Origin of the sequence: uncultured Anaerococcus sp. (genome assembly GCF_963510915.1) — a bacterium.
Taxonomy (GTDB): domain Bacteria; phylum Bacillota; class Clostridia; order Tissierellales; family Peptoniphilaceae; genus Anaerococcus.
Map to the genome: position 1 here is coordinate 1 of NZ_CAUPHG010000043.1, position 14,017 is coordinate 14,017.

Sequence of the window (14,017 nt, forward strand, 5' to 3'; positions counted from 1 at the left end):
TCTTGTCTTTTGATCTCACCAGTTTCTTTATTAAATAAAATAGCCATAACCTTTAGGTCTCTTGCATAAGTTAAGTCCTTATACTTAGCTTCTTTTAGGCTATACTTTGGTTCTTCTTCAAACTCGAAACCTGTAAATTCAAGGCTGAGTTTGCCATTGTAGTCTTCAATTGGGGAAATATCTTCAAGAATTTCTCCTAGACCTTCTTTAATAAACCACTCATAAGAGTCTTTTTGAACTTTTAATAAATTTGGTAAATCTAAGACTTCAGGAAACTTTGAGAAGGACATTCTCTCTGTTTTCCCATATAACTTTTTATGATATTGGGCCATTCTTACTCCTTACTGTTTGCAAAATAGGACAAATAAAATTTGCCTTTTTGAGATAAAAAAATCTCGATAAATAGATTTCTAGCAATTGTATATTATACTCTAAAACAATCAACCTTCAAGATATTTATCAAGATTTCTCCTTTATTTTTATCTTTTTTATCTTACTTTTACACATACTATCAAAATATGATATAAGATTATTAGTATTTGTCAATACCTTAAATAGGTTTCCCAAAAATATTTACCATCTTTTAGGGAAAATAAAAAGAAACTCACATATAGAAATTGATTTTGATTTCGAACTAGCAAACATTTTGAATCTCTTTTCAAAATTTCTTTCTATATATAAGCCCCCACCTCTTATACTTATTTCTATTATACGAGTATAAAATATATAAACAATTTAATTTTTATGTTATAATGGATATAACGGAGGACTTATGAAAGACTTTATAAAATTTTTTAGTATAATAACAGGATTGTTCAGATCTATAGTTAGCATTCTCTTGCTTTTTGCCATAGGCTTTGTAATCTTTGTTGACAACCACTTATTTCTAGCAACAATCGACCTTTTGGGCGTAAATAATATTTCGGCTGCCATAATTAAACCCCTTGCCCTCGGTATTTTTATCCTCGCCTTTATAATAAATACTGCTATTACAAGATCCATCTTTAAAGCAGGCGAAAATGGCAAAAGCCACTTGGCTAACTTGTTTTTCGGTCTAATTTTTTTGGCTTGTGATGCCTTTATATACCTATACACAAGGGAGAAACTGCTTTATATCCTCTTTGCTTTGAATGGTTTTCTAGTTTTAAATTCACTATTTGGTCTAATTGCAAGATTTAGGGGACTTTATAATACAGAAGTCATCGAAAAAAAGACTGAATATATAGAAGTAAAAACCGGAACAAGCGATAAGGACAGTGTAGAAAATCCTATCAAGTTAGATTTCAAGGAAGCTGAAGAAGTTAAAATCCTTAAAAACGAAAAGATAAGTCTTGATGGCAAAGAAGTCATAAGTACTAGCCAACTAATAGATAAGGATACCGATAATGAACCTAGTGCCGAAGAAGAAGTTTCCAATTCTCTAGTAGATGGAACAGTAGAAAATAAAAAAGTAAACAAAGTTGTTGTTGATGATGATAATAAAATAGAAGAAACCTACGACCCAGACCTTGCAGAGGATTTCAAAAAGCAAGAAGATGCCAAGGTTTATGACAAGTCAAATTTTGTAGGAAACGAAGATTAAGGGGCTTTGCGCTCTTGAGGCAAAAGCCTTGGGAGCCGGCCCTTTTAAAATATAAGAAAGGAAATCTAAATGGAGAAAACTTATAAAGACCTAATCAAAAACCTCTATCCCGACAAAAATTCAATCAAAGACGAGCTCATCCTCTTAAACGCCCAACAAAAACTACCTAAGGGCACAGAATACTTCTTTTCTGACATCCATGGGGAAAGCGATGCCTTTTTGCATTTACTTAGGTCTGCCTCAGGAAACATAAGGGATAAGATACAAAAACTCTTTGGCGATACTTTAGAAAAAAAAGATCAAGACGCCCTTGCCCAACTCATCTATGACCCAGAAATAGTTTATAAAGATTTAAAAACTCACAATATGGTTAGCAAAGACTACCTTACTATAACTATTCACAGGCTAATAAACCTCTTAAAATTTGTTTCAACCAAATATCCAAAAGACTATGTCAAAAGAAAGTTTCCTCAAAAATACAGCCTGATTTTGGACGAACTCCTATACACCAACGACTCCGAATACAACAAAAAAGCCTACTACGAATCCCTAGTTAAAAATATTGTAAAATACGACGTTGCCTTTGACTTTATCAAGGTCATCTGCACCCTCATCCAAAGGATATCTGTAGATAAACTCCACATAGTTGGCGATATTTACGATAGGGGCCCATCTCCTCACATAATTATGGACGAACTTTTAACCTTCCCAAGTGTTGACTTCCAATGGGGCAACCACGATGTAGCCTGGATGGGTGCCTGTGCTGGCAATACAGCCCTCATAGCAGCTTGCGTGGCTGATGCCATAAAATACAACAACTTTGACATGCTCGAAGACGGCTATGGTATAAACCTCAGAGTCCTCTATGAATTTGCCATGGAAACTTACGGTGATGATCCTTGCACATTTTTCGCCCCAAGAATTTACGATTACAACATATATGACAATGTAACAATCGAAGCAGCCTCCAAAATGTATAAGGCAATATCCATAATTAGGTTTAAGCTAGATTACGCCCTAATCGAGAGAAATCCAGATATGAAAATGGACGATAGAAATGCCCTCAAATACATCGACTTTGAAACAATGACCTACAAGGGTGCTAAACTCAAGGATAATAATTTTCCTACTGTGGACCCAAAAAATCCTGCCAAACTCACCAAGGGAGAAAGTAAGGTTATAAATATCTTAAAGCAAGACTTTATCAAAAATGATAAACTCAACAAGCATATGGATTTTCTTTATAAAAACGGAGCCATGTATAAGGTAGAAAATGGCTCTCTCCTCTTTCATGGTTGCATCCCACTAACAGCAAATGGAGACTTCCAAGAAGTAGAATTCGACGGTGTAAGCTACAAGGGTAAGGCCCTCATGGATTATTTTGAAAAAATAGCCAGAGATGCCTATTACACAAACAATTTAAAGGCAAAGGATATGATGTGGTATTTGATAAGCGGAAGATTTTCACCAATCTTTGGCAAAAGCCAGTATTCATACTTCGAAAATATTTTTGTAGATGATAAGAAACTTAGAAAAGAATATCCAAATCCTTACTACGACCTTTGCGAAAAAGAAGAAATTGTAGATAAAATCCTCGATGAATTTAAGGTAGAAGGCAAAAAACGCAGAATTGTAAACGGCCACGTACCAGTAATCACCGAAGCAGGGGAAAGTCCTATCAAGGCAGGCGGCAAACTCTATGTCATAGACGGTGGCATCTCCAAACCTTATCAGGCAAAAACCGGCATAGCCGGCTACACCCTAGTCTTTAACTCCCACCACGTAGCCCTAGCCGAACACAAATCCTACGAATCCATCACCAACAAGGTTTCCTCCTACACCCCAAACATCAAAGAAGTAGAAATCATGAACCCAAGAATGCTAAGACGTGACACCGACAAAGGCAAGGCTAAGGAAAAGAAAATAAAGATTCTAGAAGAACTCCTAGACCTTTATGACGAAAGAGATGATTGGTGAGATAAGAATAATAAGTAAAAAGTATTTTTAAGCCGGATATTAAATTAAAAGAAAAATAAAACTCGCTATTTCAGTCAGATCTTAATCATTGTTAGACTAAGGCTTGCTTGGAAAATAGCGAGTTTTTTATATTACTTAATTTGGGCTATAGGAAGTCTCGTAGTAGAACATATCTCCCCTAGCATAGGAGGTGGTATATTCTATTAAATTATCTTCCTTGTCATATGAGAATCTTGTTACTTTTAAGCAGGCTGACCCGTCTTTTAGGTCTAAAAATTCTGCAATTTTTTTGGTAAGAGTTGACACTTGAAATCTTTCCCTCACATTGTCTATTTTTGTGTCAAAGCTAGAGGCAAATATGTCATAAAGGGCGACTTTTTCTAGTAGGTCCTTGGTGATTTTATCAAACCTAGCGTAGGGAATGACTGTTTTTTCGTACATCATTGGCATATCGTCAGCCAACCTTAGCCTGTCAAAGACGATAACTTTTTCAATGCTAGGCTCATCAAAGACTTGCCTTTCCTTATCATTTAAGGCCCTCACCTTGAAATTTGTAACTATGGACTTTGGCGTTTTACCCCTTCTTTTTGTTTGCTCGGTAAAAGAATAGTAATTTGATAAGTTTTCCCTAGATCTTTCCCTGACAAAGGTTCCCTTGCCTTGAATTTGGTAGAGAACTCCTGAATTTACTAGGGATCCCAAGGCGTTTCTGACAGTGGTCCTTGAAACACCGTAGTCCTTGCAAAGCTGCCTTTCTGATGGTAACTTTGCGCCCTTTTCCATAGTTGATATTTGCTCTAAGATTTTATCTATGAGGTCTTGATAAAGGCTTGCCATTACTTATACTCATGGATTGTAACGCCCTTTACAACCCTATTTACTGTGTGAGATTTAGAAGGATTATCTGGAGTGTTGCCCACTCTTAGGCTTGTGATTAAGGAAATTAGTTGGGCAATTACTGCATAACCAACTGCAAGATAAGCATCCCTTAGGCCCTTAGATTCTAAGATAAATTGATAATCCCTACCCACATCTTCATTTGTAACAGCTATGATTTTTGGAGCTATACCATCAGCCTTGATTTCGTCTAATATGTCAAGGTCGTATTGTCTTGTGTATTCATTAGATGAAACAAAGGAAACAACTAAGGTTTTATCATCTATAAAAGACTTTGGCCCATGTCTAAATCCCATAGAAGAATCAAAAATTGTAGCAACTTTACCCGCTGTAAGCTCTAGGATTTTAAGCCTTGCTTCCTTAGTAAGCTTGCCAAGTGGGCCTGAACCAAGGTAGGCAACCCTGTCAAAGTCAAAGTTAATTAATTTTTCAATTTCTTCTGCCCTAGCGTAGGTTTCTCTGGCAATGCCAGCTAATTTTTCAACTAGGTCTTTTTTGTTTTCAAGACTTGAATCAAAAATCAAAAGGCTTGCTAAAAGCATTGATGAGAAGGAATTTGTCATGGCAAAACCCTTATCATTAGTGATAGCCGGGTTTAGAAATACATAAGAATTTGGGTCATCTTTAAGGTTTACTGCAAGTTTGCCGTCGTGGGCACAAGTGATAGGTAGGTTATAAAAATCATCTACAATTTGCTCGCCAAGCTTAACTGCAGCTAAACTTTCTGGGGAATTGCCACTTCTCGCAAAAGAAACCAAAAGTGTCTTCTGTTCTTTTTTGAAATGTAGGTAAGGTGCTGAAACAAGATCTGTTGTAGCAATTGATTCAAAATCAAAATCTCCGTGGGTTTTTAAATAATCTTGGGCAATATTGCCTACATATTCGCTTGTCCCAGCGCCAGTGAAAATAACCTTGGTATCCTTATCGAAATTAGCCAAGAACTTTTCAATATCAGCCTTTCTTTCTTCATAAAGTCCGTAAACTTCCTCCCAGGTATCAGCCTGGGCAAAAATCTCGGTATAGGTATTTTTAAAATCTCTTTCTTCTAATTTACTAATATCTAATAACATATGAACCTCCTAAAAAATCCTGTTGTTATAAGTGGTCATTACCATAATTATATATTTCTTATGGATTTATTCAATTATAATTTTCTCTAAGTAAAACTTTAACTTGCCCTTTTAAACCACTTGTCTATATTATTAGATATTTTGGTAGATGTATCTAGATATAACAAAAATATCTCAAAATAAAGAAGTAAAAATTCGCAAAGAATCTACAAAGACCCCACCTCTACATTTTAACTACTTCTGGATAGTCTTTGCCGAAGGTTTCGACACTTGCTTTTTCTATTCTTACGTCTTGTTTTGGCCTGTCTTGCCTGTCGGTTTTGCTTGCTGCAATCTTATCTACCACGTCCATACCCTCGATTACCTTGCCAAAACCAGCATACTGGCCGTCTAGGTGTGGGCTATCTTGGTGCATGATAAAAAATTGGCTGCCGGCAGAGTCTGGCATGAAGGATCTTGCCATGGAAAGGACTCCTCTTTCGTGTTTCAAATTATTTTCAAAACCGTTTTGATTAAATTCGCCTTTAATCGCATAGCCTGGTCCACCCATGCCTGTTCCTTGTGGGTCCCCGCCTTGGATCATAAAGTTTTTTATTACCCTATGAAAGATTAGGCCATCATAAAAGCCCTTATTTATTAAAGAAATAAAGTTATTTACAGTATTTGGGGCTATATCTGGGTAGAGTTCTGCCTTTATTTTGTCTCCATTTTCCATCATGAAGGTTACTATTGGATTTTTGTCTGTCATACTTCCTCCTAGTTTTTAAATGAATGTACAGGGGCTGGTATAAATCCTCCCCTAGAAATCATAATACTCGAATCTGACTCGCCCACATCTATTATAGGGGCATAGCCAAGCAGGCCACCAAATTCAACCTGGTCACCGACGTCCTTGCCTGGAACAGGGATAATCCTTACTGCTGTTGTTTTGTTATTGATAACCCCTAGAGCAGCCTCATCAGCAATCATGGCTGAAATGCTAGCCGCTGTGGTTTTGCCTGGAATGGCTATCATATCAAGACCAACTGAACAAACACAGGTCATAGCTTCTAACTTATCAAAGCTTATCCAACCCTTGCCGGCTGCTTCAATCATAGCTTCGTCCTCACTAACAGGGATAAAGGCTCCTGAAAGACCTCCTACCCTAGAACTTGCCATAATTCCACCTTTTTTAACTGCGTCATTTAGCATGGCAAGAGCAGCAATTGTGCCGTGGCCACCTACCTTATCGATGCCAATTTCTTGTAAAATCCTACCAACAGAATCGCCAATAGCTGGTGTTGGTGCCAAAGAAAGGTCAACTATTCCAAAGTTTTTATTAAGCTTTTTACAAACTTCTTGGCAAACAAGTTCGCCCATTCTTGTGATTTTGAAGGCAGTTTTCTTGATTATTTCATAAATTTCGTTTATTTTTAAATCTTCCTTATTGGAAATAGCAGCCTTTACCACTCCCGGTCCTGAAATACCAACGCTAATTACTGTATCAGCCTCGCCGACTCCGTGGAAAGCGCCTGCCATAAAAGGATTATCCTCAACAGCATTGGCAAAGACAACAAGTTTTGCACAACCAAAAGCATTGTCAGTATTATTTGCCAATTCTTTTATAGTTTTTCCACAAAGTTCACAAGCGTCCATATTGATTCCTGCCTTGGTTGATCCAATATTAATGGAAGCACAAACAAGGTCAGTTTCAGCAAGAGCCCTAGGGATAGATTTGATTAAAATCTCATCGGCAGGAGTCATCCCCTTTTCAACTAAGGCAGAAAATCCGCCAATAAAGTCGATTCCTATATCCTTGGCGGCCCTATCAAGGGTCTTGGCGAAAGGTGTGTAATCATCAAGGTCAGTCGCCGCTGCGATTAGGGAAATCGGAGTAACTGATATCCTGTTATTTACAATTGGGACTCCATAAATATGAGAAATTTCCTTGGAAACTTTTAGAAAATCCTTACTTTCCCTAATAAGCTTGTCGTAAATCTTATCGCAAGCCTTTTTATAATCGGGGTCTATACAATCTAAAAGACTGATTCCCATAGTTAGGGTTCTGATATCGAGATTTTCCTCATCCAGCATTTTTATTGTTTCTAATATATTTGCCTTATCCATCTTAAATCCTATGCATCACATCAAAAACTTCTTCGTTTTGAATTCTAATTTCTAATTTTGTTTCCTTAGACAAGCTATCGAAGTTGGCTGTTATTTCGCTAAAATCAGCATTTGCCTTTGACAAGTCAATATTAATCATGGCTACAAATTTATCATCCATAATGGTTTGGCTCATGTCTAAAATATTTATATTGTACTTGTATAAAACTTCTGTTACTTGGTAAATTATACCCGGTCTATCTTTTCCTATAATTGTAAGTATTGCTTTCATAAAATCCTCCAAGATTATTGTACCACTGATTTATTATATTATTAAGATAAAGGAAGGATTTTCCTCATAATTCTAAAAATTTTTTAGGAATTTATCTTAAAATCTAACAGGTCTATTTTACATACAAAAAAAGCTCAGGAATCCTGAGCTTGTAATTTTAATACCAACCGTTTCTTTGCCAGAAAGCTTGGGCATTTTCCCATGAGCCATATCTTTGTGCTACATAGTTATCTGCTGCTGCCTCTTGTTCAGCTGGACTTGCACCATATTGAATTAGGGCTGGATTTAATTGATACCTACCATAGTAACCACCATTTGGATTGTAGGCTGTATATGAACCACCTGATTCTCTTTGAGCTATCCATTCTTTAGCCCAGCTAGATGAACCTTGGTAAGATTGGTTATTATCTTGGGCTGGCGCTTGTTGATAAGCTGGAGCTTGTTGGGCTGGCGCTTGTTGAACCTGAGCTTGTTGAGCTTGTTCAGATTTAGCTATTTCTTCGTTTCTATCTCTAAAAGTCTTTAGAAGATTGTTGTAGATGTAGCCAACTTTTCCATTTACTTCTACCTTAACAAAACCATTTTCAGCTAATTCTAATGCCTTAACTGGTGTACCCTTATCTAAAACTTCGAATATTTCAGAGTTAAGGTTAGGTTGTTTTCTAAAGTTTGTTGCAGAAACTACTTCTGTTTCTTCTAATATGTGGAAAAGATCAGCTGAAACGTAAGCATCCTTACCTTCATAGTTTATTAATAACCAACCGTCTTTTTTATCCTTGATTTCATATTTTACATCTGCCTTATCTATTAGGCCGATAATATTATCACCAAATTTGCTTTCGCTTCTAACATTAACTCCGTTAGCCATATTTTTATCAATTACAGCGCTTGCTGCATCTGCCGTATTTGCATTTAATCCGAATACCGATGGTATTACTAGTGCTGCCGCTAGGGCATATTTTGTTATAAATTTCATTTTTTCTCCTTATATATATAAACTTATTATTTTCGAAATTTTGCTACAATCTGTAACAATAGTTACAAATTGATAACAATTGCTTATCACGCTACATAGTATATCTATAAATTGTGTGGAAATTATGTAGATTTTATAAATTCTTACAAATTGTTTACATTTCTTTTCTAATATTTGAAGACAAGCCTTTTCATAAGTATATTTTTGTCCTTTACTTGATGGATTTCGTTTAGATTTTTTTATTAATGATGAAAATTAGAAGCAAAATTACTTTTTCTTTAAGAAATTTTTGTTACATTTAGCTTATATTTTGTAACCACTTATCCTTGACGATAGGAATCAAAGATTAATAATAAAATAAATTTTCAAGGTAAAAGTGCTTTAATAAAAGATATATTTGCCCATATTTTTCATATGTAGTAAAATTTATCTATACATATAAAGAAAGAGAGATCCTATGCAGACTGTATATATTTTGTGTGGCGGGCCATCCAGTGAACATGATATTGCCCTTAGAAGCGCCCTTAACATAGTTAAAAACCTTAATAAGGATAAATACGAAAAGAAAATCGTATATATAGATAAAGAGGGGAAATTTTCAAAGACTTTCACAGACTTTAATCCTGTTGACGAATTTTCCTTAGTAAAAAAAATAAATAAATCAAAACAAGAGTCAATTGCGGACTTCCTTTTAGATATTTCAAAAGAAAACTTAGAAACTACAATTGTATTGCCTGTAGTCCATGGCACCTATGGTGAAGATGGAACTATCCAGGGCTTTTTGGATGCAGTAGGTCTTGCCTATATAGGAAACGGCCTACTTTCATCTGCTATTTGCATGGATAAGGTAACAAGCAACGATATTTTTGAAAAATCAAAATTAAAGCAAGCCAAGTACAAGTATTGCTATAAGGAAGACTTTAATGATGATTTTATAGATTCTTGTATCGATTATGTAGGACTTCCTCTCATAGTAAAACCTTCTGCCAATGGTTCTTCTGTTGGAGTTTCAAGAGTTGAGAGTAAAGAAGATTTCAAAAAAGCAGGCCTTGAGGCCTTAAAATACGATAGGAAATTATTAGTTGAAGAATTAATTGTCGGCCAAGAAATAGAACTAGCTGTCCTTGGAGATTCAGATAATATTGATGTATCTGACCCAGCAGCCTATATCACCGACCACGTATTTCTAGACTGGGATGCAAAATATTTTTCAAAATCAACCAGAGAAGAGCTTCCTTATAGGATGGACGAAGAAGATAAGAAAAAAGCCAAGGACTTTGCTAAGGCTTGTTATAAGGCTGTAGGTTGCGAAGGTTTTGCAAGAGTTGATATTTTCTATGGTAAGGATAAAAATTTCTATATTAATGAAATCAACACCTTCCCAGGTTTTACCCCTTCTTCATTTTTTGCTAGGATGGCAATGAATTTATACGGTGTAGATTTTTCAACTATCCTCGATAAATTAATTGAAGATGGTTTTAGGAGAAATAAAAATGATTGAAAAAACTCTTGGCGAAATCGCCCATATGATTGACGGAGAAATTTCTGACGAAAAATTTTCTGATGTAAAAATCAAGGGCATATCTACTGATTCAAGGACAATTGATCCAGGCGAACTCTATATTCCCCTAATTGGTGAAGTCTTTGATGGTAGAATTTTTATCAAAGAATGTGAATCCAAAGGTGCTAAGGCTTTTCTAGCCGATGATCCAGCTAAGGTTAATAAAACTGTTACTATCCCTTATATTAAAGTCACCGATACAAAAAAAGCCCTCCAAGACCTAGCTAGTGCCTACAGAAATGAGATTTCCTGCAAAGTTGTCGCTATCACTGGTTCAAATGGTAAAACTACAACAAAAGATCTTTTATATAAGGTCCTATCAGAAAAATATAAGACCCAAAAAACTATGGGAAACTTAAACAACGATATTGGTGTTCCAAAAACAGTCCTAAGCCTCAATCCTGATACGGAAGTTGCAATTATAGAGCTTGGAACAGATAATTTTGGGGATATTTCCCTTACAAGTCGCATGGTAAAACCTCATATATCCATGATAACAAATATAGGTGATAGTCACCTCCATAATTTAAAAACAAGGTCAGGCATCCTGAAGGCCAAACTAGAAATCCTTGAAGGCATGGATGATGATGGAGTTTTTATCTATAATATAGATGACCCAACCATGAAAAAAGAAATTCCAACTTATGAGATAAGGCAAAAAGTCCTATCCTTTGGCACTTGTGATGAGGCTGATTTCAAGATTAATTTCGAGAAATCACCAGCTTCTAAAATTCGTTTCTCCCACGGCGAAGAACTTTATGAAGTCCCACTAATGGGTGAGCATAATATTTACAACGCAGCTGCTGTTGTGATGATAAGTGCTATGCTTGGTCTTGACAAAAAAACAATTGACGAAGGTTTTGCTAAGGCAACATCAAGCCAAAACAGGACTGAATTATTAGAATTTGACGGCTTTGATGTCCTAGATGATTCTTATAAGTCAAATCCTCAATCCCTCCTTGCTGGTCTTGAAACAGCCTACATGCTTGAAGGCTACAAGAGAAAAATAGTATGTCTTGCAGATATGCTAGAACTTGGTGAGAATGAGGTTGAACTCCACCGCCAAGTAGGAAAGAAAATCGACAGCAAAAAAATTGATTTTTGCCTGTTCTATGGCCCTCTAGCTAAGGAAATGCATGAAGCAAGTCTCGAAAATTTCCCTCCTAACAGATCTCTATACTTTAACCACAAAGACGAATTAATTGAAAAATTAAAATCCCTAGTAATAGGATCAAGCCTTGTCTTTGTCAAAGGTAGCCACGGTATGCACATGGAAGAAATAATAGAATCAATTAAGTATTTTAACATATGAAAGAGGTAGCAATGATTTACACAGTAACCCTAAACCCTTCTATAGATTTATTTGTAGAAGTAGATAAATTAGAACCAGGTTATAACAATAATATCAAAACAGAAAGAACCCTCCCAGGTGGTAAGGCAATCAATGTTTCAAGGATTCTTTCCCAACTGAAAATTCCAACAACAGCCACAGGTTTCCTAGGCTCCTACCAAGGACTTTTTATAAAAGATTGGCTTGAAAAAGAAGATATTATAGTAGATTTTGTAGACATTAAACAATCAAATAGAATTAATATCAAAATTTTTGAAGATAAAAAAGAAACCGTAATCAACTTCCAAGGCCCTACTATTTCATCAGAAGAAGTTGAAGAATTACTTTATTACCTATCTAGGGTTAGAGAAGGCGACACAATTATCTTTGGTGGTTCTGTCCCACCTATGGAAAACGGCGAAGACTCTGATATCTATATCAGAATGGTAGAAATTGCCAAGGCAAACGGAGCCTACTTTATAGCTGACGTTCCAAGCCAATATTTGATGGAAATGATTGAAAAAGGTCCACTCCTTGTTAAACCAAATGGCGAAGATATCGAAGATATTTATAATGTAAAAATCGAAGACAAGATGGACTACATCCCTTACGGCAAAGATATGATCAAAAAAGGAGCCCAATATGTAATAATTTCTTATGGTGAAGGCGGATCAATGTTCTTTACCAGAGACGGCGTATATTCGGCAAAACCAGTAAAAGACGGTAAAGAAATAATCAACACCGTAGCCTGTAGAGATGCCATGATAGCAGGCTTTGTGGGTACTCTTGTAAGAGATAACGACCCAATCGAATCCTACATGGTAGCAGTTGCTTCAGCAAGCGCCACAGCCAAGGTCCTAGACCTACCAACCAGGGATGAAATTGTTGAAATCCTTCCACTTGTGGATATTGATGTAATAGAATAAAAAATAATCGTCCCAGGACTTATAAAAGACGGGACGATTTTTTTATTAAATTTTCTGCTTAACTCATTATGCCAATTCGACAATCAAAAGAAAGAGAAATCTTGTAGTCTCTCCCGTCATTTCTGAAGCCCTAACCACATTCCCAATAGGGAATGTATAGTAGGTCTGATACAGAGGTAGAAATGCGAAGCATTAAGAAATCTCATAAATACGGAACATATATCGATTAGCAAAATTATCAAAAATCAATTTATAATTAAAAATCTCTTTTTTTGTAAAATTTAATGGCGAGTTTAATTGAAATTATAAGAAAAAGAATAACTAGGATTATAAGCCCAATCAAAAGTATTTTTTGGTTTTCTTCTACAAAGCTAATGATTGGTCCAGAATCTTTTATAAAATATCCTCCAACCATTCCTAAGATCCCAATTATAAGTATTGGTAAAAAACCAAAGGTCCTTGCTTTAGCATAGCCATATTTAAAATAAATCGGATATTGGAAACAGATCATCAAGGTAAAGAATAAAAAGTTTATTCCAATCATCTCAAAAATATCCATTCCTATTGGATAATCCTTAACTAAGGCTATAAATAAATAGTAGATTATTCCAAATATACTTACAGATATAAAAATAATATAAGCCATTATATATCTTGCTATAACTAATTCTTTGCTACTAATCCCAAATATCCTATAAAGTCCATCTATACCAGCATTTTCACCAAGCAAAAATGGGTATGATGAAAAAATTATCCCAAATACCATAGCCATAGAAAGTGTAATTACAGGACTGTCCATAATATACATATAAAAAAGTGGAATGAAAGTCATTATAGCAAAATTTTTAATGGTTAGGTAAGGTTTTATCGAAATTATATCCAATTTAATTTGCTTATTTATATTCATTATATCCTCCCATAATAAATCATTATTTGGTCAATACTTGGCACTTCTGCCAGCAAGCTCTCATCCTCTTGGTAATCTTCCCTTAAAATCAGAGCCTCAAAATTATATTGACTCTTTTTTTGCCCATAAATTTTATAGTCTTTTATCTTTTCAAAATCATCAAGACCACCCTTTATGAGTAAAAATTTGTCGTAAAGCTCATCTTTACTGCCTTCAAAGACGATTTTCCCCTGGTCTATAAAGACAATATAATCGGCAATCCTATCTAGGTCTTGGGTAATGTGGGTAGAAAACAAAACTGTATGGTCAGGATCTTCCATAAAGTCCAAAATAATATCCACAAGTTCATCCCTCATGGCAGGGGTGCTTGCGTCCTGCGGAGCTAAACCCCTGAAGCGACCAACAATCATTCGC

At 35.6% G+C, this 14,017-nt stretch carries 13 protein-coding genes and 1 pseudogene; 5 read left to right on the forward strand and 9 right to left on the reverse strand.

Annotation, left to right across the window (positions count from 1 at the left end):
* Positions 1 to 332, reverse strand: a 332-nt coding sequence (locus RQ893_RS05015; RefSeq protein ID WP_311481955.1) for a hypothetical protein, incomplete at its 3' end; no start/stop codon positions are given.
* A 440-nt stretch (positions 333 to 772) separates the two neighbouring features.
* Between RQ893_RS05015 and RQ893_RS05020 the strand changes: the two genes are divergently transcribed.
* Together RQ893_RS05020 and RQ893_RS05025 are read left to right on the forward strand one after the other, a co-directional pair.
* A complete protein-coding gene (locus tag RQ893_RS05020) occupies positions 773 to 1,582 on the forward strand; it encodes a hypothetical protein (RefSeq protein ID WP_311481956.1) in 810 nt (269 codons plus the stop codon).
* A gap of 69 nt (positions 1,583 to 1,651) precedes the next feature.
* A complete protein-coding gene (locus RQ893_RS05025; protein WP_311481957.1) occupies positions 1,652 to 3,559 on the forward strand; it encodes a fructose-bisphosphatase class III in 1,908 nt (635 codons plus the stop codon).
* A 135-nt stretch (positions 3,560 to 3,694) separates the two neighbouring features.
* Here RQ893_RS05025 and RQ893_RS05030 read toward each other — a convergent pair whose 3' ends face one another.
* The 6 genes from RQ893_RS05030 to RQ893_RS05055 form a co-directional block, all read right to left on the reverse strand.
* Positions 3,695 to 4,396: a GntR family transcriptional regulator gene (locus tag RQ893_RS05030; RefSeq protein WP_311481958.1), complete on the reverse strand. Its 702-nt coding sequence runs from the start codon at positions 4,394 to 4,396 to the stop codon at positions 3,695 to 3,697.
* Positions 4,396 to 5,526 (reverse strand): SIS domain-containing protein, encoded by a 1,131-nt coding sequence (locus RQ893_RS05035; RefSeq protein ID WP_311481959.1) that lies wholly within the window; start codon positions 5,524 to 5,526, stop codon positions 4,396 to 4,398. The genes RQ893_RS05030 and RQ893_RS05035 overlap by 1 nt, the downstream gene beginning before the upstream one ends.
* A gap of 223 nt (positions 5,527 to 5,749) precedes the next feature.
* Positions 5,750 to 6,274, reverse strand: a complete 525-nt coding sequence (locus tag RQ893_RS05040; protein ID WP_311481960.1) for a peptidylprolyl isomerase — start codon at positions 6,272 to 6,274, stop codon at positions 5,750 to 5,752.
* Between the two features lie 8 nt (positions 6,275 to 6,282).
* Positions 6,283 to 7,632, reverse strand: coding sequence for a PFL family protein (locus tag RQ893_RS05045; protein ID WP_311481961.1), 1,350 nt, complete (start codon positions 7,630 to 7,632; stop codon positions 6,283 to 6,285).
* A 1-nt stretch (position 7,633) separates the two neighbouring features.
* Positions 7,634 to 7,903 (reverse strand): ACT domain-containing protein, encoded by a 270-nt coding sequence (locus tag RQ893_RS05050; RefSeq protein WP_311481962.1) that lies wholly within the window; start codon positions 7,901 to 7,903, stop codon positions 7,634 to 7,636.
* Positions 7,904 to 8,060: 157 nt separating this feature from the next.
* Positions 8,061 to 8,879, reverse strand: coding sequence for an SH3 domain-containing protein (locus RQ893_RS05055; RefSeq protein ID WP_311481963.1), 819 nt, complete (start codon positions 8,877 to 8,879; stop codon positions 8,061 to 8,063).
* Positions 8,880 to 9,336: 457 nt separating this feature from the next.
* On the opposite strand from RQ893_RS05055, the gene RQ893_RS05060 reads away from it, so the two are divergent.
* Genes RQ893_RS05060 through RQ893_RS05070 form a run of 3 tightly spaced genes read left to right on the forward strand, consistent with a single transcriptional unit; the run spans position 9,337 to position 12,696 of the window.
* The gene (locus RQ893_RS05060; RefSeq protein ID WP_311481964.1) at positions 9,337 to 10,380 is read left to right on the forward strand and encodes a D-alanine--D-alanine ligase family protein; all 1,044 of its coding nucleotides are present in this window, start codon (positions 9,337 to 9,339) and stop codon (positions 10,378 to 10,380) included.
* Entirely contained in the window at positions 10,373 to 11,752 is a 1,380-nt protein-coding gene (gene murF / locus RQ893_RS05065; RefSeq protein WP_311481965.1) for a UDP-N-acetylmuramoyl-tripeptide--D-alanyl-D-alanine ligase, read from the forward strand. Before RQ893_RS05060 ends, murF begins: the two co-directional genes overlap by 8 nt.
* 11 nt (positions 11,753 to 11,763) lie before the next feature.
* Entirely contained in the window at positions 11,764 to 12,696 is a 933-nt protein-coding gene (locus RQ893_RS05070) for a 1-phosphofructokinase family hexose kinase (RefSeq protein ID WP_311481967.1), read from the forward strand.
* 256 nt (positions 12,697 to 12,952) lie between these two features.
* Here the strand turns inward: RQ893_RS05070 and RQ893_RS05075 are convergent, their stop codons facing one another.
* Positions 12,953 to 13,603 (reverse strand): ABC-2 transporter permease, encoded by a 651-nt coding sequence (locus RQ893_RS05075; protein WP_311481966.1) that lies wholly within the window; start codon positions 13,601 to 13,603, stop codon positions 12,953 to 12,955.
* Positions 13,603 to 14,017: pseudogene (locus tag RQ893_RS05080) on the reverse strand (ABC transporter ATP-binding protein); the annotation flags it as partial. The gene RQ893_RS05075 and the pseudogene RQ893_RS05080, both read right to left, overlap by 1 nt.